20 protein-coding genes are annotated in these 23,247 nt (G+C 69.5%); 5 read left to right on the plus strand and 15 right to left on the minus strand.

The features are described from left to right. The first annotated feature begins 18 nt into the window (after positions 1 to 18). Positions 19 to 1,290, plus strand: coding sequence for an aminopeptidase (locus ACF8LI_RS01570; protein ID WP_392411964.1), 1,272 nt, complete (start codon positions 19 to 21; stop codon positions 1,288 to 1,290). Here ACF8LI_RS01570 and ACF8LI_RS01575 read toward each other — a convergent pair. Together ACF8LI_RS01575 and ACF8LI_RS01580 are read right to left on the minus strand one after the other, a co-directional pair. Further along, the gene (locus tag ACF8LI_RS01575; protein WP_392411817.1) at positions 1,242 to 2,669 is read right to left on the minus strand and encodes an ATP-binding protein; all 1,428 of its coding nucleotides are present in this window, start codon (positions 2,667 to 2,669) and stop codon (positions 1,242 to 1,244) included. The two genes, ACF8LI_RS01570 and ACF8LI_RS01575, sit on opposite strands and share 49 nt — an antisense overlap. Beyond that, positions 2,662 to 3,336, minus strand: a complete 675-nt coding sequence (locus ACF8LI_RS01580) for a response regulator transcription factor (RefSeq protein ID WP_016446608.1) — start codon at positions 3,334 to 3,336, stop codon at positions 2,662 to 2,664. The genes ACF8LI_RS01575 and ACF8LI_RS01580 overlap by 8 nt, the downstream gene beginning before the upstream one ends. Positions 3,337 to 3,471: 135 nt before the next feature. On the opposite strand from ACF8LI_RS01580, the gene ACF8LI_RS01585 reads away from it, so the two are divergent. After that, positions 3,472 to 5,229, plus strand: coding sequence for a phosphoethanolamine transferase (locus ACF8LI_RS01585; protein ID WP_392411819.1), 1,758 nt, complete (start codon positions 3,472 to 3,474; stop codon positions 5,227 to 5,229). A gap of 18 nt (positions 5,230 to 5,247) precedes the next feature. On the opposite strand, the gene ACF8LI_RS01590 is transcribed toward ACF8LI_RS01585, so the two are convergent. The 6 genes from ACF8LI_RS01590 to ACF8LI_RS01615 form a co-directional block, all read right to left on the minus strand. Beyond that, a complete protein-coding gene (locus tag ACF8LI_RS01590; RefSeq protein WP_392411821.1) occupies positions 5,248 to 5,772 on the minus strand; it encodes a nucleoside deaminase in 525 nt (174 codons plus the stop codon). 14 nt (positions 5,773 to 5,786) lie between these two features. Next, positions 5,787 to 6,554 carry an ABC transporter permease gene (locus ACF8LI_RS01595; protein ID WP_012203071.1) on the minus strand — a complete coding sequence of 256 codons (768 nt, stop codon included), beginning with the start codon at positions 6,552 to 6,554 and terminating at the stop codon, positions 5,787 to 5,789. 16 nt (positions 6,555 to 6,570) lie between these two features. Beyond that, positions 6,571 to 7,413, minus strand: coding sequence for an ABC transporter ATP-binding protein (locus tag ACF8LI_RS01600; protein ID WP_012203070.1), 843 nt, complete (start codon positions 7,411 to 7,413; stop codon positions 6,571 to 6,573). A 69-nt stretch (positions 7,414 to 7,482) separates the two neighbouring features. Further along, positions 7,483 to 8,520, minus strand: coding sequence for an ABC transporter substrate-binding protein (locus ACF8LI_RS01605; protein WP_017406666.1), 1,038 nt, complete (start codon positions 8,518 to 8,520; stop codon positions 7,483 to 7,485). A gap of 55 nt (positions 8,521 to 8,575) precedes the next feature. Then, complete coding sequence (locus ACF8LI_RS01610) at positions 8,576 to 9,091, minus strand: nucleoside deaminase (protein WP_012203068.1); 516 nt, start codon at positions 9,089 to 9,091, stop codon at positions 8,576 to 8,578. A gap of 10 nt (positions 9,092 to 9,101) precedes the next feature. Continuing rightward, positions 9,102 to 10,130 carry an ABC transporter substrate-binding protein gene (locus ACF8LI_RS01615; RefSeq protein WP_392411823.1) on the minus strand — a complete coding sequence of 343 codons (1,029 nt, stop codon included), beginning with the start codon at positions 10,128 to 10,130 and terminating at the stop codon, positions 9,102 to 9,104. Positions 10,131 to 10,727: 597 nt separating this feature from the next. Here ACF8LI_RS01615 and ACF8LI_RS01620 point away from each other — a divergent pair. Beyond that, entirely contained in the window at positions 10,728 to 11,750 is a 1,023-nt protein-coding gene (locus tag ACF8LI_RS01620) for an isopenicillin N synthase family oxygenase (RefSeq protein WP_074920682.1), read from the plus strand. A 227-nt stretch (positions 11,751 to 11,977) separates the two neighbouring features. Here the strand turns inward: ACF8LI_RS01620 and ACF8LI_RS01625 are convergent, their stop codons facing one another. The 4 genes from ACF8LI_RS01625 to ACF8LI_RS01640 all read right to left on the minus strand — a co-directional run bounded on the left by ACF8LI_RS01625 (position 11,978) and on the right by ACF8LI_RS01640 (position 15,719). Further along, entirely contained in the window at positions 11,978 to 12,232 is a 255-nt protein-coding gene (locus ACF8LI_RS01625; RefSeq protein ID WP_012203065.1) for an acyl-CoA-binding protein, read from the minus strand. Positions 12,233 to 12,347: 115 nt separating this feature from the next. Then, positions 12,348 to 13,127, minus strand: a complete 780-nt coding sequence (locus ACF8LI_RS01630; RefSeq protein WP_392411826.1) for an ABC transporter ATP-binding protein — start codon at positions 13,125 to 13,127, stop codon at positions 12,348 to 12,350. Between the two features lie 61 nt (positions 13,128 to 13,188). After that, the gene (locus ACF8LI_RS01635) at positions 13,189 to 14,397 is read right to left on the minus strand and encodes a M20 aminoacylase family protein (RefSeq protein WP_126311244.1); all 1,209 of its coding nucleotides are present in this window, start codon (positions 14,395 to 14,397) and stop codon (positions 13,189 to 13,191) included. Between the two features lie 164 nt (positions 14,398 to 14,561). Next, on the minus strand, positions 14,562 to 15,719 hold the full coding sequence (locus ACF8LI_RS01640; RefSeq protein ID WP_209670116.1) for an ABC transporter substrate-binding protein: 1,158 nt from the start codon (positions 15,717 to 15,719) through the stop codon (positions 14,562 to 14,564). Positions 15,720 to 15,917: 198 nt separating this feature from the next. Here ACF8LI_RS01640 and ACF8LI_RS01645 point away from each other — a divergent pair, with 198 nt between their 5' ends. Beyond that, the gene (locus ACF8LI_RS01645) at positions 15,918 to 17,996 is read left to right on the plus strand and encodes a molybdopterin-dependent oxidoreductase (protein ID WP_154835921.1); all 2,079 of its coding nucleotides are present in this window, start codon (positions 15,918 to 15,920) and stop codon (positions 17,994 to 17,996) included. A gap of 90 nt (positions 17,997 to 18,086) precedes the next feature. Next, entirely contained in the window at positions 18,087 to 19,853 is a 1,767-nt protein-coding gene (locus tag ACF8LI_RS01650) for an AarF/ABC1/UbiB kinase family protein (RefSeq protein ID WP_126311242.1), read from the plus strand. A 196-nt stretch (positions 19,854 to 20,049) separates the two neighbouring features. Here ACF8LI_RS01650 and ACF8LI_RS01655 read toward each other — a convergent pair whose 3' ends face one another. From ACF8LI_RS01655 to ACF8LI_RS01665, 3 genes are all read right to left on the minus strand, one after another. Beyond that, on the minus strand, positions 20,050 to 21,024 hold the full coding sequence (locus ACF8LI_RS01655) for a tripartite tricarboxylate transporter substrate binding protein (protein WP_016446620.1): 975 nt from the start codon (positions 21,022 to 21,024) through the stop codon (positions 20,050 to 20,052). A gap of 81 nt (positions 21,025 to 21,105) precedes the next feature. Then, complete coding sequence (locus ACF8LI_RS01660) at positions 21,106 to 22,119, minus strand: TraB/GumN family protein (RefSeq protein WP_392411829.1); 1,014 nt, start codon at positions 22,117 to 22,119, stop codon at positions 21,106 to 21,108. Beyond that, on the minus strand, positions 22,116 to 23,138 hold the full coding sequence (locus ACF8LI_RS01665) for a fumarylacetoacetate hydrolase family protein (protein ID WP_034390060.1): 1,023 nt from the start codon (positions 23,136 to 23,138) through the stop codon (positions 22,116 to 22,118). The genes ACF8LI_RS01660 and ACF8LI_RS01665 overlap by 4 nt, the downstream gene beginning before the upstream one ends. Between the last annotated feature and the right edge of the window lie 109 nt (positions 23,139 to 23,247).

Here is a 23,247-nt window from a genome sequence, read left to right on the forward strand (position 1 = left end):
GCAGCAAGGGGGCCAAGGGTGCGTGAAGGCTTGAGTGTAGTCAGGCGCGGCCTGCCCGCGATTTTGGCGGGCATAGGCCTGCTGCTGGGCGGCTGTGCCAGCACGGGGGCCGGCGGCGACGGCCTGGGCTATTACTGGCAAAGCCTGCGCGGCCAGATACACCTGCTGCAGGCCAGCCGCCCCATTGACGACTGGCTGCAGGACGACAACCTGGCACCCGCGCTGCGCGAGCGCCTGCTTGCGGCCCAGCGCATGCGCAGCTTCGCCGTGCAACGGCTGGGCCTGCCCGACAACGCCAGCTACCGCCGCTACGCCGATCTGCAGCGGCCGTTTGCCGTATGGAACGTGGTGGCCGCGCCGCCCGACAGCCTGGAGCTGCACCGCTGGTGCTTTCCGGTGGCCGGCTGCGTGGGCTACCGGGGCTACTTTGCCGAGGCCGACGCCATGGCCCAGGCACGGCAACTGGCCGACCAGGGCCTGGAGTCCGGCAGCTACGGCGTGCCCGCCTATTCCACGCTGGGCTACCTGAACTGGCTGGGCGGCGATCCGCTGCTCAACACCTTCATCGGCTGGGGCGAGGGCGAGTTCGCCGGCCTGCTGTTCCACGAACTGGCCCACCAGGTGGTCTATGTGGCCGGCGACACGGCCTTCAACGAATCCTTTGCCACCACCGTGGAGCGCCTGGGCACGCCGCTGTGGCTGGCCACCGAGGCCGGCCCCGCCGCCCGCGCACGCTGGGATGCAGGCCAGCTGCGGCGCGCGCAGTGGCGGGCACTGACCGGCCACACGCGCCAGGCACTGCAGCAGCTCTACCAGGACCCGCAGCAGCGCGGCCCCGCCATGGCGCAGGCCAAGGCGCAGATCTACCAGCAGTTCCGCAGCGACTACGCCGCGCTGCGCGCGCAATGGCGCAGCGCCGATGCCGCTCTGCTGACCACCGATGCACAGCGCCAGCTCTACGACCGCAACCAGGCGCGGCTGGACCAGTGGGTAGCCGATGCCAACAACGCCAGCTTTGGCGCGCTGGCCGCCTACGACGACTGGGTGCCTGCGTTCACCGCGCTGTGGAAAAAGGCGCAGACCCAGGCGCCGGCCCAGGCCGGCGGCGAGGCCGCCCAGGGCTGGCAGCGTTTCTATGCCGAGGTAGAGAAACTGGCCGCCCTGCCTGCCTTGCAGCGCAACACAAGGCTGTGCGGTCTCATGCCCGCCGATGCGCCCCTGCCGCCTGCCTGCGCCCCGGATCAGGCCGGGGCGTCGGAATCCGCGGACGGATCGCGCCCCGGCAACTGAATGCGTGCCAGCAGGCCGCTGGAGCTGCCAGGCGGTGGCGACTGCAGCTGCAGGCTGCCGCCGTGCTGGGCCACGATCATGGACACGATGGACAGGCCCAGGCCATAGCCCGGCGATGCCAGTTCGCGCACGGCGCCCTGGGGCAGGCGCAGATCGTCCACATGGCGCACATGGCGCTCGCGCGCGGTGCCCAGCGCCACGGCGTCCATGCCCGGCCCCTCGTCGCGCACCTGGACGGTATGGCTGTCGCAGACTTCGAGCAGCACCTCCGAGCCATCGCTGTAGCGCAGCGCGTTCTCCACCAGGTTGCGCAAGGCAATGGCCAGCGTGTCCACGTCGCCCGCCACCGGCCCGCAGGGCTGCTCGGGCAGCACCACGTCCAGCCGCAGCTGGGTGGATTCGTCCTGCTGCCAGAACTCGGAGGCCACCATGCTGGCCAGCGTATCCAGCCGCACATCGTCCTGCGCCAGCGCCGAGCCCGAGGCCGCGCGCGACAGCTGCAGCAGCTTTTCCGTGCGCTGGCTCAGCCGCTCCAGCGCCTCGTGCGCGGCCCGCACGTCGGCGTTGTCCACGCCACGGTCCAGGGCCGTCTGCAAGCGCAGCGTGGCCACGGCCAGCGGCGTGCGCAGCTCGTGGGCCGCATTGGCGGCCATGGAGCGCTCCACCTGCAGCGCATGCGACAGGCGCTGCATCAGGTGGTTGATGCCCCGGCCCAGCCGCCACAGCTCGCGCGGCATGGCGTCCAGGTCCAGCGGCTCCAGGTTGGAGCCGCCGCGCTCGCTCAGCTGCAGCTGCATGTCGCGCAGCACGCGCAGGCGCCGCCGCGCGGTCACGCGCAGCGCCCAGCCCATGAGGGCGAGCATGACCAGCATCACCGCGCCCAGCGCCAGCAGCGCCCGCTGCAGCGCCTCGCTGCGCTCGACCATGGGATCGGCCAGCATCAGGAACAGCGGCTGCCGGGGATGGGCCACCACATAGATGCGCCAGCCCTCGCGCTCGTAGAAGCCCTCACGCATGGGCACGGCAAAGGCCGCCACGGGGGCGGCCTGGGTGCGCAGCAGCACGTTGCCGCGGCCGTCCTGCAGCTGGTAGACCAGATCCTCGGCCTCGTCGCCCGGCTGCGAGGCCACATGCGGGCGCTGCACGCCCTCGCGCGAGTGGTCTTCCTGTTCCAGCTGGTGCACGGCCACCTCCAGCAGGCGGTGGCCGCTGTCGATCATTTCCTGGTCGAAGTTGTGGTGCACGATGTGGCTGACATACCAGGCCAGCGCCAGCACGCAGGCCAGCCAGACGGCGGCCAGGGCCAGTGTCAGCTCGCGGGCCAGCTGGTCGGCCAGACGGGGCGGCAGCGCCAGGCTGTAGCGCTGCGGCTCATCCATGCTCGAGGGCCAGGCGGTAGCCGGTGCCGCGCACGGTCAGGATGCGGTCGCGCCCGAGCTTGCGGCGCAGCCGGCTGATGAACACTTCCAGCGTGTTGCTGTCGGCCTCGGCATCGAAGCCGTAGAGCGCATCGAGCAGATGCTCGCGCGCGTGCACACGCTGCGGCTGGGCCGTGAGCACGCGCAGCAGCGCCCATTCCTTGGGCGTGAGCAGCAGGGTGCGGCCGGCGTCGCGCACCATTTCGCGGGCCAGGTCGATCTCCAGCGTGCCCATGCGCAGCACGGCGTCCTGCCCGGCCTGCATGCCGCCGCCGCGCCGGCTCACGGCGCGCAGGCGGGCCAGCAGTTCCTCGGGGTCGTAGGGCTTGACCAGATAGTCGTCGGCCCCCGCATCCAGCCCGCGGATGCGATCGCTGACCTGGTCGCGGGCCGTCAGCACGATGGTGACGGGAGGCTGCGCCAGCCGGCGCAGCGTGGGCATGAGCGCCAGGCCGTCACCGTCGGCCAGGTGCAGGTCCAGCAGCACGGCCGCGTAGCTGGCACCGGCCAGGCAGGCGCGCGCCTGGGCCAGAGAAGGCACGCTGTCGATCAGAAAGGCCTTGGAGCGCAGATAGCTGCCCACCGCCTGGGCCAGGGCCTCATCGTCTTCGACCAGCAGGATTCGCATGGGAGGTTGGGCCTTCGCACATCAGGGTGTGCACCGGGTACGGGCGCAACAGAGGGGACGGGAGGGGTTCAAGCTGAACGGAGTCTGAACGCGGGGTTCAGATGTTCTTAAGCTGCGAATTCTACGCTCGCGGCCATGTCAGAACGCCTGCTCGCCCGCCCCCCCTTTGCCGGCTCCTCCGGCACCGGCCAAGCCCCGGCCCCATCTTCTGCCCAGCCTGCCCCCGCCAGCCTCCCGGCACGGCTGCGCACGGCCTGGAGCGCCCCGCGCTCGCCCCAGGCCGTGGCCCTGGTGCTGGCGCTGTGGCTGCTGGCCACGGCGAACTGGGCGCTGTGGCTGCGCCTGCCCCACCTCGAAGGCTATGACGGCAGCCTGGCCACCCTGGTGCTGCGCCTGCTGCCGCTGGGCCTGGGCGGCATCCTGCTGCTGCTGTCGCTGACGGCCTGGCCGCGCGGCATGAAGCCGCTGTGGATCGCCCTGCCCTGGATTGCCGGCTCGGCCCAGTACTTCATGACCGCCTACGGCACGGTGATGGACGGCGGCATGATCAACAACATCCTGCAGACCGACCTGCGCGAAAGCAGCGACCTGTTCAACCCCCAGTTGCTGCTGCAACTGCTGCTGGTGGCCGGCCTGCCCACGGCCTGGCTGCTGCGGCTGCGCATCATCCGCCCGCGCCGCAGCACGCAGACGGTGCTGCGCACGCTGGGGCTGCTGGCCGCCTCGGTGGTGCTGCTGGCCGCCTCGGTCTTTGTCTCGTACCGCGAGCTGGCCCCCGTGATCCGCAACAACCTGTGGATGCGCCACATGCTCAACCCCGTGAGCCCCGTGCTGGCCTCGCTGGACGCGGTGCTCAAGCCCATCCTGCGGCCCAAGCGCCCGTTTGCCAGCATTGCGGCCGGCGCCACGCTGGGCGCCACCTACGCGGCCGAGCGCAAGCCGCCGCTGTTCGTCATCGTGGTGGGCGAGACGGCGCGCGCCGCCAACTGGGGACTGAACGGCTATGCGCGCGACACCACGCCCGAGCTGGCCAGGCGCAAGGTGCTCAACTGGAGCAACGTGACGTCCTGCGGCACCAGCACGCGCGAATCCGTGCCCTGCATGTTCTCGCACCTGGGCCGCACGGGCTTCTACAAGAGCAAGGTGGACTACGACAACCTGGTGGACGTGCTGTACAACGCCGGCCTGGCCGTGCTGTGGGTGGACAACCAGGCTGGCTGCAAGGGCGTGTGCGAACGCATTCCCAACGCCAGCACGGCTGACCGCCTGAACACGCCCGACGGCAAGGCCCTGTGCTCCAGCGACGGCGAATGCCTGGACGGCATCCTGCTCAGCGGCATCGACGAACGCATCGCCGCGCTGCCGCGCGAGCGCCGCGAGCGCGGCGTGGTGCTGGTCATGCACCAGATGGGCAGCCACGGGCCGGCCTACTACAAGCGCTCCACGCCGGAGACCAAGGTCTTCCAGCCAGAATGCCTGACCAATGCGCTGTCCGGCTGCACGCGCGAGCAGGTGGTCAATGTCTACGACAACTCCATCCGCTACAACGACCATTTCCTGTCGCAGACCATCGACTGGCTGACGCGCCAGCAATCGCGCTACCAGACCGGCATGGTCTACATGTCCGATCACGGCGAGTCGCTGGGCGAGATGGGCATCTACCTGCACGGCATGCCCTACGCCATGGCGCCCGACGAGCAAAAGCACATTCCCATGATCGCCTGGCTGGGCAACCTGGGCGAGCGCACCGGCGTGTCCGAACGCTGCGTGCGCGGCCAGCTGGACGCGCCGCTGTCGCACGACAACCTCTACCACACCACCCTGGGCCTGCTGGACGTGACCAGCCCCACCTACCAGAAGCCCCTGGACGCGCTGGCCGGCTGCCGCAGTTGAGCCGCCCGCGCAGGCGGCTCAGCCCTGTTGCCAGAAGCCCCGGTGCGGCGCCAGCATCTCCTCCTGCAGCGCAGGCACGGGCCCCACGACCTGCACGGCGCGCTGCCCGCGCGCGAAGACCTCGCGGCAGGGCAGGGACAGCGTGGGATTTTCGGGATGGTTGCCCGTCAGCGCCAGCAGCGCCGTTTCCTCGGCGCCGTAGAGCACGCGGCCTATGCCGGCCCAGTAGATGGTTCCGGCGCACATGGCGCAGGGCTCGAAGGTAGTGACCAGAGTGCACTGCGCCAGGTAGGCGCCCGGATAGTTGGCGGCGGCCGTGCGCGCCAGCGTGGACTCCGCATGGTTCACCGTGTCGATGTTGCCCTGCTCGGCCAGCACGGTCTCGCCGTCGGGCGCCAGCAGCAGCGCGCCAAAGGGATGGCGGCCCATGGCCATGGCCCGCTCGGCCACGGCGCCTGCGCGCCGCAGCTGGCGGGCCGCCTGTTCGTCGGTCAGGGGCGTCATGGGCGTCATAGGCGGCGGCGTCGTGGGTGCGGGCATCATGGCCGGATTCTCACTCACTCACCCTGCGAGCCGCGCCGTGCCCAGCCCGTGGTGCGCTTTTCGATGGCGCTGAACAGCTCGTACATCACCATGGCCATGGCGCCCACCACGATCAGGCCGGCAAAGGCCAGGCCCATCTGCATGGACGAGCCGGCCGACACCAGCAGGTAGCCGATGCCCTCGTTGGCCGCCGTCATCTCGCTGACCGTGGTGCCCACGAAGGCCAGGGTGATCGCCACCTTCAGCGAGCCGTAGAAGTAGGGCATGGAGCGCGGCAGGCCGACCTTGATCAGCACGTCCCAGCGCCGGGCGCCCAGCACGCGCAGCACATCCTCCAGTTCGGGCTCCAGCGTGGCCAGGCCCGTGGCGATGTTGACCATGATGGGAAAGAAGCTGATCAGGAAGGCCGTGAGGATGGCCGGCCCCGCGCCGATGCCGAACCAGACCACCAGGATGGGCACGAAGGCCGCCTTGGGCAGCGCGTTGAAGGCCGTCATCAGCGGATAGAACGCCGCATAGGCCAGGCGCGAGGAGCCGATCAGAAAGCCCAGCAGCACGCCCACCACGATGGCGATGCCAAAGCCCGCCATCGTCACCCAGTAGGTGCGCCAGGCATGGGCGGCGATGATGCCGCTGAACTCGGCCAGCTGCCGGCCGATGGCCCAGGGGCTGGGGAAGATGAATTCCGAGACCTCGAAGGCCGAGCAGATGACCTGCCACAGCAGGATGACCGCCAGCAGCAGCACCCAGGGCGCCCAGCGTTCCGCGTATTTCTTGTGCATGTGAATCTCCCCCGTTCTATTGTTGGATGGCCGCGCCGGTCTTGCGCATGGCGCCGATGTGGCCGCGCAGCTCGTGCACGATGTCGGTGAATTCGCGCGTGTAGGTCAGCTCCAGCTCGCGCGGGCGCGGCAGCTCGATGTCGCGGCGCACCACGAAGCGGCCCGGGCTCTTGCTCATCACGTACACGGTGTCGGCCAGGAAGACGCTTTCGCGCAGGTCGTGCGTGACCAGGATGACGTTGAAGCGCTGCTCGGCCTGCAGGTCGCGCAGCACGCACCACAGCTCCTCGCGCGTGAAGGCGTCCAGCGCGCCGAAGGGTTCGTCCAGCAGCAGCATCTGGGGCTCGTGGATTAGCGCGCGGCAGATGCTGGCGCGCTGCTGCATGCCGCCCGACAGCTGCCAGGGGTACTTGTCCTCGTAGCCGCCCAGGCCCACCTTCTGCAGCAGGGCGCGCGCACGCGCCTCGTACTCCTTGCGCTTTTGGCGGAACAGCGAGCGGTGCGGCTCCACGATCTCCAGCGGCAGCAGCACGTTGTCCACCGTGGTGCGCCAGGGCAGCAGCGACGGCGCCTGGAAGGCCATGCCCGAGATCTTCAGCGGCCCGGTCACGCGCTCGCCGTTGACCATGACGCGGCCCATGGACGGCATCTTCAGCCCCGTGGTCAGCTTCATGAAGGTGGACTTGCCGCAGCCCGAGGGGCCGACGATGGCGATGAACTCGCCGCGCCGCACCTGCAGGTCGATGGCCTCGACCGCGAAGTGGTTGGCGCGCAGCAGCTCCTCGTTGTAGGCAAGCCAGACGTCGCGGAACTCGACGAAGAAGGCGTCGTCATCGCCGTGGGATGTGGAGGAATTCATGTCAGGCAGCAGGCAAGGGCCGTGCGCGCCACCCGCTGGCGCACGCGCACGGTGTCAATCACTTTGTCGTCACTTCTTGGGCAGGATGTTCAGCTCGGCCGCAGACGGCAGGAAGCTGCCGTTCCAGACCTCGGCCGGGTTCACGCGCGTCTTGGTGGCGTAGACATCGGAGACCTGCGACGCCATCAGCGACAGCCGTGTGGGCACGACCTGGCCAAAGCCCTCGGCACGTGCGTCGGCGCTGTTGACCACGGTGTCGATGGCCAGTTGCAGGCGGCGCGTCTCCAGCTGGGTGTTGACGATGCCGTCGCGCTCCTTCACGTAGGCAATGGCCGCGCCCGGGTTGGCGATGACTTCCTTGGCCCCCTTGGCGAAGGCCTGCAGGAAGGCCTTGATGGCGGCCGGGTTCTCCTTGATCAGCTTCGGGCTGGCGATGATGGCGTTGCCGTACAGCTTCACGCCGAAGTCCGCATAGGGCATGACCACCACGTCGGCGGCCTTGATGCCGCGCGCCTCCAGGTTCAGCAGCGAGGTGAAGGTGAAGCCCGTGATGGCATCCACGTCGCCGCGCACCAGCATGGTCTCGCGCAGCGGCGGGTCCATGGCCGTCCACTGCACGGTGCCGACCTGGTTGGCCTTGGCGAACAGCGGGAAGGCGCGGCGGCCCGCATCGAACACGGGCGCGCCCAGCTTCTTGCCGGTGAGGTCGGCCGTCCTGGCGATGCCGCTTTTCTTGAGCGCCATCACCGAGGCCGGCGTGTTGTTGTAGACCATCATCACGGCCACGGGCTTGTTGGGCATGTCCGGGTTGTTGGCCTGGAACTCCATCAGCGCCGCGATGTCGGCAAAGCCCAGGTCATAGGCGCCCGAGGCCACGCGCTGCACCACGCCGCCCGAGCCGCTGCCGGCATCGACCGTGACATCCAGGCCCGCGTCCTTGAAGTAGCCCTTGGCCACCGGCTGCAGGAAGAAGGCGGCCGGCCCCTCGAAGCGCCAGTCCAGCTGGAACTTCAGCGGCGTGGCCGCGTGGGCCTGTGTATGGGCCGTTGCCAGGCCCGCGCTGGCGGACAGGGCCAGGACGGTGTGCAGGAACAGTCGTTTTTGCATGGTGGGCTTCCTCTCTGGTGGTCAAAAGAAACGGTGGGGACGGAACGGGGCCGGGTCAGCTTTTCCAGGCGCCCTGGTGCGATGCGGCGGCCTCGCCGATCAGCGCCGGGCCTATGCATTCGATGGCGTGGGACGAGGCGGCGAACACATCGCGGCAGGACAGCTCGGCATCCTTCTGGTCCAGGCGCTCGCCGCGGAATTCGCGCAGGCGCACCGCGTCGATGCCGTAGACCACGCGGCCTATGGCCGACCAGAAGATGGCGCCCGCGCACATCACGCAGGGCTCGGCCGATGAATACAAGGTGGCTGCGGACAGCGCCTCGCGGTCATGCAGGGGGCTGGCCAGGCGGATGGCCGACAGCTCGGCATGGGCCGTGCAGTCGCCGCTCTCGCCGTTGGCGTTGGAGGCCTCGGCCAGCACGCGGCCATCGGCGGCCACGATGAGTGCGCCGAAAGGGCGATTGCCGCGCTGGCGCGCGCGGTCGGCCATGGCGATGGCGCGGCGCAGGTACAGGCCGTCGCGCTCGTCGAGCGAGGCCTCAAGGGGCAGTGAAACGGTGGCGTGGTCCATGTGCACTCCCTCAGGCCTTGGCCATGCGCGCGGCCAGCGGCGGCAGCAGGCTGCGGTTGAACAGCGCGTCGGCCGACACGGGTGCCTTGAGGCCGAAGACCTGGCTGACCTGCTCGGCCTGTCGGGCCAGCAGCTGCGGGTCGATGTCGCCCAGGCCGTGGCGCTGCGTATCGGGCGCGGCCAGGTATTGCGAGGTGATGGCCCAGCGCGCCAGTTCCAGCTTTTCATCCAGGATGGGCTCGCGCTGGCGCACGGCGGCCACGGCCAGCGCAGGCTGGGCCAGGCATTCGATGAGGGCGCGGTTGCTGGCACGCAGGAATCCCGCCACCAGCGCCGGCTGCTCGGCCACCAGAGCGCTGGAGGCCAGGATGGCATTGCCGTACAGCTGCACGCCCGCATCGGTGTAGCGCAGCACCGACAGCTCCTCGGGCTTGATGCGTGCGAACAGCGACACGGCCGAGTCATGGAAATAGGTGGCCGCATCCACATCGCCGCGCACCACCACGTTGTCGCGCGCCGAGAACTCCGTCGTGGTCCAGGCGAACAGGTCGACCGGCAGGTTCTGGCGCTGCGCAACCAGGGGCCAGACGCGGCGCGTGGACTCCACGGCGGCGGCGGCCACCTTCTTGCCCTTGAGGCTGGCGAACTCGCCCGTGATGCCCCGGTCCTTGCGGCCGATGATGGCGAACGGCGCGCGGTTGTAGTACTGGTAGACGGCCTGCACGCGCGCCGCGCCCGCGTTCTGCGCATTGAACTCGATCAGCGAGCTGATGTCGCCCAGGCCCAGCTGGTAGGCGCCACTGGCCACCCGCGTGATGGATGCCACCGAGCCCGAGCCCACGTCGATGCTCACGTCCAGCCCCTCGTCGCGGTAGTAGCCCTTTTGCAGCGCCACGAAAAAGGGCGCGGTCTGCGAGGTCACGCGAAAGTCCAGCGTGAACTTCAGCGGTGTCAGCGCCTTGCCCTGGGCGAAGGCACCGGGCATCACGGCACTGGCAGCGGGAAGGGCGGCGGCGGCAAGGAAATGGCGGCGTTGCATGGTGGAACTCTCAGTCGCTATCAACATGGGGACCGGCCGCTGGCATGGGGCCGGGCGGCTGGCGTGACATGAGCAATTTCCGGGCAACGCGCACTGGGCGCGTGCTGAACGCTTCTACTCGTTCGTCCTTGTATGCAAAGTGCGTACCACCCCCTGAGTCGCTTCGCGCCTTCCCCCTCTCTCGCTGCGCGGGAGGGGGACGACACCCTCGGTGCGGGGCGGCCCTTCCTCGGTGTCACTGGGCTGGGCCGCGCCGGTTTTCGACGCGGCGGGCATGCATCAGATTGGTGCCAGACGGTTCCGATGCGGCGCGTGCACCAAGCTGCCCGGCCCTCTTGCACCACTATGGAACGCAGGCGGCCATGAACCGGCCTTCGCGGGCTGGCGCGCTGTTTGCTTGGGTGGTTGGCAAGAGTAGAAGCGTTCAGCTTGCCGGCCTGTGCCGGCGCGGGTCATTGCTCTTGAAGCGGGTGCGGGAGCGGCGTGGCTGCGACCTGTGCCCTGTCAGCCACTTCAAGAGCGACGGGCGGGATCGGTGTCTTTTTGCGCCGGCGGCCGCGTGCCTTGCCACTGCCTTTGCGGCAAAGGAAACAGACCATGAACATGCTTGCCAACTCCACCCTGCCTTCGGCACCGGCGTCAGATTACGCGCTGGGTGAACTCGCCAAGGAGGCCCGCATGGGCGGCCAGGGGCAGGAGACGCGCGCACGGGAGGTGCGGGTGATCGACATCTCCGACTTTGACCGCCGCAAGGCCGAGATTGCCGATGCGATCTGGCAGGCCTCGGTGGAGATCGGCTTCTTCCAGGTGTCGGGCCACGGCATTCCCCAGCCCGATATCGATGCGGCCTTCGGGCGTGCCGAGCAGTTGTTCGCGCTGCCGCGCGAGGTGAAGGCGCAGTGGCCGCTGTCGCGCAATGCGGGCTGGGAGCACAAGGCGCAGATCCGGCCTTCCACGCGCACGCCCGACCAGAAGGAGTCCTACCAGGTGACGCGCCCGCGCATGGCCGGCCTGTGGCCCACGCAGCAGGAGCTGCCGGGCTTTCAGCAGGCCACGCTGGGCTTCGAGCGCCAGTGCTGGCAGGTGGGCATGCAGCTGCTGTCGTGCTTTGCGCACAAGCTGGGCTTCGATGCGGACTTCTTCACGCGCGCCCACGACCCTTCGGTGCCCGCCTACCAGAGCACGCTGCGCATGCTGCATTACTTCGCGGTCGATCCCGCGCTCAAGGATGAGCTGGGCCTGTGGCGCGCAGGCGCCCACACCGACTTCGACTGCCTGACCCTGCTGTTCCAGCGCGCGGGCCAGGGCGGCCTGCAGGTGCTGCCGGGCAAGGAGATGGAGGGCCAGCAATGGACGCCCGTGGACCCCGTGGAAGGCGTGATCACCTGCAACATCGGCGACATGCTCACGCGCTGGAGCGACGACCAGCTGCCCAGCAACTTCCACCGCGTGCGCAATCCCCTGCCCCATGAATACCAGGGCGCGCGCTACAGCCTGGCCTTCTTCTGCCAGGCCAACGAGGACGCGGTGATCGAGGGCCCGCAAAAGAAGTACCCGCCCATCACGGGCGCGGAGTACCTGCGCCAGCGCATCAGCGCGAACTTCTCGAACAAATATTGATCCCCCTGAGCGGCTGCGCCGCTTCCCCCTTCTCGCTTCGCGGAGGGGGACGACGCCTTCGGCTGGGCGCCCCCGCCGCGAGGCGGCTCTTGCTCGGCGTCCCTGAGTTGGGCCGCGCCAGTTTCCAGCGCTCCACTCTTTGACATAGTGTGGTGTGGCCTGGCCGGAAACGACAAGGCCCCGGAGTCCGGGGCCTTGTCTGTGTCTGCGATCGGTGGTGGCGCGGATCAGCGCAGCGATTCGATCAGGTCGATGTACTGCTGCTTGGCGTCGTCGGCCGAGGTGTCCTTGAGCTTTTCCCAGGCGTCCCACTTGGCGCGGCCGACCATGTCGGTGAAGCTGGGCTTCTTGGCCTCGTTGTCGCCTTCGGTGGCCTGCTTGTACAGCGCGTAGAGCTTGAGCAGCGTGGCGTTGTCGGGGCGCTCGCTGATCGAGGTGGAGTTCTTGACGGCGGCCTCGAAGGCGGCATTCAGATCGGACATGGCGGGTCTCCTGGTGGGCGGTTCGTGTAGCGGCACAGTGTAGCCAAAAAAGCAGGAATTTAGAACGACCGTGCTTTTTTCACCGTCATCCGAACCGAGACCGGCCATGCCGCTCCTACGCTGCGCTGCACAGGTGCCCGGCCACGGGCCATCGGTCGGCCTCGCAGGGCACGGGGGCCGGCGCCTGGCCCCGGGCGCTGCCCGGTTGCAGGATGCGGCCGTGCTCCATCACGACCACGCGGTCGGCGACGGCGAAGGCCTGCTGGCGGTCCTGGGTCGCATAGACGGCCGTACAACCCAGGCTGCGCAGCAGCCGGGGAATTTCCTCGCACAGGCGCTCGCGCAGGTTGCCGTCGAGGCCGGACAGGGGTTCGTCCAGCAGCACCAGGCGCGGGCGCTCCACCACGGCGCGGGCCAGCGCCGCGCGCTGCTGCTGGCCACCCGACAGGCTGCCGGGAAGGCGCTCGCCCATGCCCTGCAGCCCGACCACGCCCAGGGTCTGCTGCACCCGCTCGTGGATCTGCGCGCGAGGCAGGCCGCGCATTTCCAGCGCGAAGGCCACGTTGGCCTGCAGGCTCATATGGGGCCAGAGCGCATGGTCCTGGAGCACCAGGCCCAGCTCGCGCCGCTCGGGCGGCAGGGACTGCGAGGCGCTGGCCACGCACTGCCCGCCCATCCAGACTTCGCCGCGGCTGGGCTGCTCCAGCCCGGCCAGGATCTTGAGCAGGGTGGTCTTGCCGCAGCCCGAAGGACCCAGCAGGGCCAGCACCTCGCCGGGGGCGATCTGCAGGCTGATGTCCTGGAGCACGGCACGCCCGCCGTGGATGCGCTTGAGCTGCCGGGCTTGGACGGCCACGCCCTGCGCGGCGGCCGAGGAGGATTCGATGGAGGTCACAGGGACCGCATGCTAGGTGCGGTGTGTGACATGCCGGTGTCGGCCGGACCCTGCAAGGGCCTCAGCGCGTGGGCTCGCTCAGCCAGCGCTGCGCCAGCTTCACCCAGAACGTGGCGCCCTGCGGGATCAGCTGGTCGTTGAAGTCGTAGCTGGGGTTGTGCAGCGTGCAGGGACCGCCGCCGTGGCCGATGGCGCGGTGGTCGCCGTCGCCATTGGCGATGAAGCAGTAGGCGCCGGGCTTTTCCAGCAGCATGAAGGCGAAGTCCTCGGCGCCCATCGAGGGCTCCTGGGGCAGCACATTGGCCTCGCCCACGACCTCGGCCATGACGCGGCGTGCGAACTCGGCCTCGGGCGCGGAGTTGATGGTGGGCGGGTAGTTGCGCACGAACTCGAACTCGCAGCGCGTGTCATGCGCGGCGCAGATGCTCTCGGCCAGGGTCTTCATGCGCCGCTCGATCAGGTCCAGCACCTCCAGCGTGAAGGTGCGCACCGTGCCCTGCAGCTCCACGCTATCGGGCACCACGTTCGTGGCCTCGCCCGCATGGACCATGGTGACCGAGACCACGCCCGCCTCGATGGGCTTGACGTTGCGGCTGACGATGGTCTGCAGGCCCAGGATCAGCTGGGCCGCCACGGGCAGCGGGTCGATCACCATGTGCGGCATGGCCGCGTGGCCGCCCTTGCCGCGCACGACGATGCGGAACTCGTTGCTCGACGCCATGGCCGGGCCCGGGCCCACGGCCATGGTGCCGGCCTTCATGCCCGGCCAGTTGTGCATGCCGAACACGGCCTGCATGGGGAACTGGGTGAACAGGCCGTCCTCGACCATCTCGCGCGCGCCGCCGCCGCCCTCTTCGGCCGGCTGGAAGATCAGGTGCACCGTGCCCTCGAAGCTGTCGCGGTGCGCGGCCAGGTACTGCGCGGCGGCCAGCAGCATGGCCACGTGGCCGTCATGCCCGCAGGCGTGCATTTTTCCGGCATGGCGGCTGGCGTGCTCGAAGGTGTTGAACTCCTGCATGGGCAGGGCGTCCATGTCGGCGCGCAGGCCGACGGCGCGGCCGCTGGCGCCGCCGTCACGGCCGTGGATGGTGCCCACCACGCCCGTGCGGCCCAGGCCGCGGTGCACGGCGATGCCCCAGCCTTCGAGCTGCCGGGCCACCAGGTCGGCGGTGCGCAGTTCCTCGAAGCACAGTTCGGGATGGGCATGTATGTCGCGGCGCAGCGCGGTGATCTCGGGTGCGCTGTCCAGCAGCTCCTGCAGCAAGGCCATGGGGTTCTCCTTTTAGAGCGTGTTATGCACTTTTAAGTACCAGCGTTGGCTTTGCGCGCTGGTGATCGCAAGGCGCAGTGCGCCGCCAAGGCTGAAGCCTTGGCAAGCGCTGCAACGCCGCGAGCGCCTGCGCGCAGAGCCAACCCTCCGGGAAAGCTGCAAGCCTACACCCGGACCTTGCCGTCGCCGGTCAGCATGGACAACTCCACGAAGCGCGGCTTGGCCGATTGCGGCTTGAAGACCAGCGGGAAGCCGGCCACCTGCTGGCCGTGCATGGCGTCGAGCGCGGCCACCAGGCCGTCGCGCGTGGGCTTGCCCGAGGCCGAGGCCTGGCGCAGCGCATCGGCGAACACGCGCGCCGCCAGATAGCCTTCCATGCTGGAATAGTTGGGCGTCAGCTTGCCGCCGCCCTTCTGGATGGCCGCCAGGAAATCGCGCGTGATCTGGCGCGAGGTCTGGAAGGGCGAGGGCACGACCTGGGTGACCACCACGCCTTCGGCATCCTTGCCCAGCGTCTCCGACAGCGCCTGGGCACCCACGAAGGACACGTTGTAGAACTGCCCGCCAAAGCCTGCCTGGCGCGCCGCACGCACAAAGGCCGCGCTGGCCGAGTAGGTGACGATCTGCACGATCACATCGGCGCCCAGCGGCACCAGCGTCTTGACGGCCGCCGCCACATTGTTCGAGTTGCGCTCCACCGTGGCCGCGCCCACGGGCTCCAGCCCCTTGGCGGCCAGTGCCGCCTTGACACCGGCCAGGCCCGACTCGCCATAGGCATCGTTCTGGTGCAGCACGGCCACCTTCTTGAGACCCAGGCCCGTGAGGTGGCGCACCATCAGCGCCGTCTCGTCGGCATAGGAGGCGCGCACATTGAAGACCAGGTGGGCCAGCTGGGGCTGGCGCAGCGCGTCGGCGCCCGTCAGCGGTGCGAACAGGGGCACGCGCGCCTTTTGCAGCAGCGGCAGCGCGGCCATGCTGGTGGAGGTGCCCACGTAGCCGAACAGGGCGAACACGTCGTCGGACAGGAAGCGCTGGGTATTGGCCGCGCAGCGCTCGGGCTCGTAGCCGTCGTCCATCACGCGCAGTTCGATGTTGCGCCGGGCAATCCCCCCCTGCGCGTTGAGCTGTTCGAAGTACAGCTTGGCGCCTTCATGGAAGGGCTGGCCGATCTGCGCTGCAGACCCGGTCAACGGGCAGGACTGGCCCAGCACGATGGTGCCTCCCGCGTCCTGGGCGCGCACTGCGCCGGTCCAGGTGGCGGCGGCAGCCGTGCTGGCTGCGATGAACTGTCTGCGGCTGAACGCCGTCTTGGGTCGGAGCATGAACTTGCCTGTTTTTGTCGCTGGAATCGGCGCCGTTGCTGCGTGCAGCCGGCTGCAAGGGTCCGCATAATAAAGACAAGCGGCGATTGCGGCATGCAAGACCGGCACCGCCCCTTGCCCGTGACGGCCTTTTCCCGTTTTCCCGGCTTTTCACGGTTTTTTCGCAAAGTACCCACCCTGTCCGAGACCGCTGCCACCATGTCCTCCGCCACGCCCCCACTCCAGGCCACCTCACAGGTGCTGGGCGCCTGCCCCCATGACTGCCCCGATACCTGCTCGCTGGTGACCACGGTCGAAGACGGCATCGCCAAAAGAGTCCAGGGCAACCCCGACCATCCGCACACGGGCGGCGTGCTCTGCGCCAAGGTCAGCAAATACACCGAGCGCAGCTACCACCCCGAGCGTGTGCTCACCCCGCTGCGCCGCGTGGGCCCCAAGGGCTCCGGGCAGTTCGAGCCCGTGGGCTGGGACGAGGCGCTGGCCGACATCGCCGCCCGGCTGCACGCGCTGGCGGCGCGCGATCCCGAAACCATCCTTCCCTACAGCTACGCAGGCACCATGGGCCTGGTGCAGGGCGAGAGCATGGACCGGCGCTTCTTCCACCAGCTCGGCGCCTCGCTGCTGGACCGCACCATCTGCTCCAGCGCCGGGGGCGAGGCCCTGAACCTGACCTATGGCGGCAAGCTGGGCATGCGCGTGGAGCATTTCACCGAAAGCCGGCTCATCCTCATCTGGGGCAGCAACAGCATCGGCAGCAGCCTGCATTTCTGGCGCTATGCGCTGGAGGCCAAGCGCAACGGCGCGCGCCTGGTGTGCATCGACCCGCGCAAGACCGAGACCGCCGACAAATGCCACGAGCACCTGCAGCTGCTGCCCGGCACCGATGCCGCCCTGGCGCTGGCCCTGATGCACGAGCTGATCACGCACGGCTGGCTGGACCATGACTACATCGCGCGCCACACGCTGGGCTGGGAGGAACTCAAGGCCCGCGCCCTGCAGTGGCCGCCCGAGCGCGCGGCCCAGGTCTGCGGCCTGCCCGTGGAGCAGATCCGCCAGCTGGCGCGCGACTACGGCACCACCACGCCCGCCGCCATCCGCCTGAACTACGGCGTGCAGCGCGCGCGCGGCGGCGGCAATGCCGTGCGCGCCATCGCCTGCCTGCCGGCCCTGGTGGGCGCCTGGCGCCACCGTGCCGGCGGCCTGCTGCTGTCCGCCTCGGGCGCCCTGCCCGCGCAGCGCGCCCGACTGCAGATGCCGCACCTGCTGGGCGAGCGCCGCCCGCGCACCATCAACATGAGCACCATCGGCGACGCCTTGCTGCACGAAGGCGGCAACGGCTTCGGCCCGCGCGTGGACGCCATCGTGGTCTACAACAGCAATCCCGTGGCCGTGGCGCCCGAGTCGGCCAAGGTCGTGGCCGGCTTTGCGCGCGAGAACCTGTTCACCGTGGTGCTGGAGCAGTTCATGACCGACACGGCCGACCTGGCCGACTACGTGCTGCCGGCCACCACGCAGATCGAGCACTGGGACATCCACGGCAGCTACGGCCATACCGACGTGCTGCTCAACCGCCCCGCCATCGCGCCGCTGGGCCAGGCGCGCAGCAACGGCCAGATCTTCCGCGACCTGGCCGCGCACATGGCGCGGCATGACGACGCCTTTGCCGCTGCCCATTTCCAGACGGGAGACGAGCAACTGTGCCGCGAAGCCTTCGAGGGGCGCGGCGTGGACTTCGACGAGCTGCTGGACAAGGGCTTTGCCACCCTGGCCCTGCCCGAGGCCCCCTTTGCCGAGGGCGGCTTTCCCACGCCCTCGGGCCGCTGCGAATTCACCAGCGCCGAGCTGGCGCGGCGCGGCATGGACCCGCTGCCCGACTACCTGCCCAACTACGAAACCGCCGAAACGGATGCGCGCTACCCGCTGGCCATGATCTCGCCGCCGGCACGCAACTTTCTCAACAGCAGCTTCGTCAACGTCAAGAGCCTGCGCACCATGGAAGGCCGCCCGCTGGTGGAGCTGCACCCCGACGACGCCGCCACGCGCGGCGTGGCCGAGGGCGACCGCGTGCGCGTCTTCAACGACCGGGGCAGCTACGAATGCCACGCAACCCTCAACGGCCGCGCGCGCCGTGGCGTGGTCAACGGCCTGGGCATCTGGTGGCGCAAGCACGGCGACAACGGCACCAATGTCAACGAGCTCACCCACCAGCGCCTGACCGACCTGGGCCGCGCGCCCAGCTTCTACGACTGCGCGGTACAGGTGCAGCGGCTGGCCTGAGCCCCGCCCCGGAGGCGGGCGATTCCTGCGCAATGGCGTCTGGCGCATCGGCACAATGGACCGCATTGCCACCACCGACAGGAGATGCCCATGCTGCAAACCGCCGTGGTCGCCGTGCGCGACCGTGCCCGGCTGCAGGAAATCGTCGGCGTGCTGCTGCGCTTCGGGCTGGCCGACCTGGTCGACACGCTGGGCCTGGCCCGCTTCGCGCCGCGCGGCAGCCAGCCCCATCCCGAGCATCCGCTGGATGCCAGCCGCCCCGAGCGCCTGCGCATGGCCCTCGAACACCTGGGCCCCAGCTTCGTCAAGCTGGGCCAGATCATGGCCACGCGCTCGGACCTGCTCGCGCCCGAATGGACGGCCGCGCTGCAGCAACTGCACAGCCACGCCGCCCCGCTGCCCTGGGAGACGGCCCAGCCGTTGATCGAGCAGTCGCTGGGCCTGCCCGTGGAGCAGGTGTTCACGCATTTCGATCCCGTGCCGCTGGCCTCGGCCTCCATGGCCCAGGTGTACCGCGCGCGGCTGCCTGCGGCCGAAGACCGGGATGACCGGGATGACCGGGAAGGCCGGGAGGACGGCAGCGGCAGCGACAGCCCCCCTGCGGCCCGCGCTGCCGACATCGAAGTCGTGGTCAAGGTCCAGCGCCCCGGCCTGCGCCCCCAGATCGAGGCCGACCTGCGCCTGCTCGAGCACCTGGCGTTGCTGGCCCAGGAACAATGGCCGCAGCTGGCACGCTACCGCCCGCGCGAGGTCACGCGCCAGTTGGGACAGGCGCTGCGCGAGGAACTGGATTTCACCGTCGAAGCCCACAACGGCGACGCCGTGGCACGGCACTTTGCGGCCCAGCCCGAGATCGTCGTGCCGGCCATCCACTGGGCATTGAGCGGGCCGCGCCTGCTGGTGCAGGACTTCGTGCCGGGCGTGCAAGCCTCGGCCGTGGGTGCGGACCCCGCGCTGGACGGCCCGCTGCTGGCGCGCCGTGGCGCCTGCGCGTTTTTGCAGATGGTGCTGCGCGACGGTCTGTTCCACGCCGACCCGCACCCGGGCAACCTGCTGGCCCTGCCCGGCAACCGCGTGGGCTTCATCGACTTCGGCATGGTCGGGCGGCTGTCTCCCCAGCGCCGCCGCCAGGTGCTGGGCCTGATGCGCGCCCTGGTCGAGGGCCAGGGCCGCAGCCTCTCGGGCGTGCTGCTGGACTGGGCCGCCGAAAGCGAAATGCCCGGCCGCGCTCCGCCCTCAGCCGCACGCATCGAAGCCGCCGTGGACCGCTTCGTGACCCGCCATGGCCCCGGCGCCAGCAACGGCCGCCTGGTGATGTCCCGCGCGCTGCAGGACTTCATGGCCCTGGCCCGCGAAACCGGCGTGGCCCTGCCCGCCGACATGGCGCTGCTGCTCAAGGCCCTGATCACGGCCGACCAGGTGCTGCTGCAGCTGGACCCGCAATTCGACGTGGTGCAGACGGCCACGCCCCTGGTCAAGGCCCAGCTGCTGCAGCGCTACTCCCTGCGCAGCCTGGCGCGCCAGCGCCGCGCCGCCATGGCGCAATGGATGGACCTGGCCGACGACGCGCCGCACACCCTGCGGCTGGTGATGCAAAGACTGCGCTCGGGCCGGCTGCAGGCCGACCTGGACATACGCCACATCGACCGCCTCTCCCAGGCCCTGGAACGCGCCGCCACCCGCCTGGCCCTGGCCGTGGTCTCCGGCGCCTTCATCCTGGGCCTGGCCCCCGGCCTGCTGACCATGGGCCCGCGCCTGTGGGGCATCCCCCTCTTCGCCGCCCTGGGCGTGGCCGGCGCCGCCGCCAGCCTGGCTGTTCTTTTCACCACCATGCGCAGGCAGAAGGCGCTGGATTGATCGCTGGATTGATCGCTGGATTGGCGATCAGGAACGCCAAAAAAAAGCAGCACCAGCGCATCAGATCAAAGCCGGGCGCCGCCCCCAAAACCGCCACGGCCCAACCCAGAGACACCGAGGAAGGGCCGCCCCGCACCGAGGGTGTCGTCCCCCTCCGCGAAGCGAGAAGGGGGAAGCGGCGCAGCCGCTCAGGGGGTCAGTCCAATTTGACGCCCGCGCTCTTGATGATGGCCCCCCAGCGCTTGGACTCCGCGCGCGACATGGCCAGGAACTGCTCGGGCGTGCCGGGTAGCGCCTCCATGCCGAAGTCCTGCATGCGCTTGACCACGGCGGGGTTGGCCAGGGCCTTGTTGAGCTCGGCGTTCAGGCGCTGCACCACGGCCGGGGGCATCTTGGCCGGGCCCAGGATGCCCTGGAAGGCATAGACCTCGGTATCGGGCACGCCGACCTCGGCCAGCGTGGGCAGCTCGGGCAGGCTGGGCACACGCTTGCCCGTGCCAATGGCCAGGGCGCGCACCTTGCCCGACTGGATCACGGGCAGCCCAGAGGCCAGGTCCAGGAACATGCAGGGCACCTGGCCGCCCATCACGTCGGCCAGCGCGGGCGCCGCGCCACGGTAGGGGATGTGCGTCAGGAAGGTGCCCGTGCGGTTCTTGAACATCTCCATGGCCAGGTGGTGGGGCGAGCCGTTGCCGGGCGATGCGTAGTTGACCTGGCCCGGATGCGCCTTCACGTAGGCCAGGAATTCCTTGAAGGTCTTGGCCTCGAAGTTCGGGTTCACCACCAGCGCCATCGGGAAGCGGCTGATGCCGCCGATGTAGGTGAAGTCCTTTTCGGGGTTGAAGGACAGCTTGCTGAACAGGTGCTCGTTGTAGGCCAGCACGGCGTTGTCGGCCGACATGATGGTGTAGCCGTCGGGCTTGGCCGTGGCCACGATCTGGGCGCCGATGTTGGTGGAGGCGCCGGGGCGGTTGTCCACCACGATGGTCTGGTTCAGCGTCTGGCGCATGGCCTCGGCCACGGTGCGCGCCAGCACGTCGGTGCCGCCGCCGGGCGGATAGGGCACGACCCAGCGGATGTTGCTGGCGGGCCAGTCCTGCGCCTGCGCAAAAGGCGCGGCCATGCCGGCGGATGAGGCCGCCACGGCGGCCAGGAATTGTCTACGGTCCATTGTTGTCTCCTGTGGGATGGGTGTGGATGGGTCCTGGCCGCGCCCTGTTGCTCTTGTTCATGGAGGCGGCGGCCGTGTGTTTCAGGGCGGGCTGGCGGCGGGGAACTCCACGCGCTGCACCTTGAAGCCCTGGGCCGCCAGCAGCGCCGGCAGGCCGCGCGTGCCCACCATGTGCAGGGCGCCCACGGCGGCGAACACGCTGCGGCCGGAACGGATCTGCCGCGCCACTTCGCGCGCCAGGCCGGGGTTGCGGCCATAGACCATGCGGTCGTAGTCGGCGCGCTCGGCGGCATTGGCCATGCAGTCGCACCAGTCGGGCAGGCTCTCCAGCAGGTGGATGCGGCCATCGGCCCAGACCTTCGCGATCAGTCCCAGCTTCTGGGCGGCGATGCCGCTTTCCAGCTGGCGCAGGCCGGACTCCACCGTCTCGGCCACGCGCGCGGGGTCGTCCGAGACCAGCTCGCGCAGTTGCAGCTCGGGTGTCTCCAGCGACAGCACGGGCTTGCCCAGGGCCAGCGCCACGCCGGCCAGCGAGAAATCGATGCCATAGGACGCGTCCAGTCCCTCGCTGCGGCCGGCCAGCGACAACAGGGAGATCACCTGGGCGTCGGGGCGCAGCAGGGCCAGCTCGGGGCCGGCGCAGGCCAGGCGCCTTTGCTCCTCAAGCCGGCGCTGGAGATCGCCGCGCAGCGGTGGCGCATCGGGCCGCGCCTGCATGCCAGCGAACAGGACCTTCATGACATCGGGATCGAGGATGTTCAGCTCCAGCGCCAGGCTGTCGGAGGCGCGCAGCGCGTCCGCCACCGTGGGGCCGGGCACGCTCCAGTCGAGCTTGGCCGCGTGCATGGTCCCGTAGAGCCAGCTGGTGCGGCCGCGGTGCTCGATGCGCCACAGCAGCCCGCGGTCCTGCGCCTTGCGCTGCAGGGCGCGGATCTCGTCCGGGCCGGGCATGCGCGCCTCGGGCGGGCAGGTGACGGGGTCCGCGGCCGGGGGCGCCGCGAATGCCGCGGCCAGCGGCGACAGCGCCAGCGCGGCCAGGCCGGCGCGCAGCGACCTGCCCGCCAGGCGCCACCAGGGTGCGCAGACGCGGCTCATTCGGCAGGCTCGACGATGTTCTGGTCGATGGCGCCGAAGATGCTCTGGCCGTCCTTGCCCTTCATCTCGATGCGGATGGTGTCGCCGAAGCGCATGAACTCGGTCTTGGGCGCGCCGTCCTGGATGGTCTCTATGCAGCGCTTCTCTGCGATGCAGCTGTAGCCCTTGGGCCACTCCATGCGCCGGTTCTTGCCCTTGCCGCTTTCCACGCCCTTGTTGCTCACGGTGCCGCTGCCCACGATGGAGCCGGCGCGCACATTGCGCGTCTTGCAGATATGGGCGATGAGCTGGCCGAAGTGAAAGCTCATGTCCTCGCCCGCATCGCACATGCCGACCTTGCGGCCGTTCCAGGTGGACTGCAGCGTCAGGTGCAGGCGGCCGCCCTTCCAGGCGTCGCCCAGCTCGTCCAGCGTCACGGCCACGGGGCTGAAGGAGGTGGCGGGCTTGGACTGGAAGAAGCCGAAGCCCTTGGACAGCTCATTGGGGATCAGGTTGCGCAGGCTCACGTCGTTGGCCAGCATGACCAGGCGCACGCCGCCCAGCGCACGCTCGGGCGTGGCGCCCATGGGCACGTCGGCGGTGATGACGGCGATCTCGGCCTCGAAGTCGATGCCCATGGACTCGCTGGGCACCACCACATCGTCGCAGGGGCCCAGGAAATCGTCGCTGCCGCCCTGGTACATCAGCGGGTCGGTGTAGAAATTGGCGGGCACCTCGGCGCCGCGCGCCTGGCGCACCAGCTCCACATGGTTGATGTAGGCCGAGCCGTCGGCCCATTGGTAGGCGCGTGGCAGCGGCGCCATGCACTGGCGCGGATCGAAGGCAAAGGCATGGACCGCCTTGCCGCTGTTGAGCAGGTGGTACAGGTCCTGCAGCTGGGGCGCCATGTAGCTCCAGTCGTCGAGCACCTGCTGCAGGCGGCTCGCTATGCCGGTCGCATAATGAGCCTGGCTCAGGTCGCGTGACACCACGACCAGTTGCCCGTCCCGCGATCCGTCCTTGTATGTGGCAAGTTTCATGCTGCTCCCCCGTGCCGCCGCCGCGCGCCACGGCATCCGGGCAGCGGCCTGGATACCCATGGCGACGCAGCCACGAATTACGATAAGTTAAATTGATTTAACTAAACAA

Origin of the sequence: Delftia sp. WSY_12 (assembly GCF_043104645.1) — a bacterium.
Classification (GTDB): domain Bacteria; phylum Pseudomonadota; class Gammaproteobacteria; order Burkholderiales; family Burkholderiaceae_C; genus Comamonas; species Comamonas tsuruhatensis.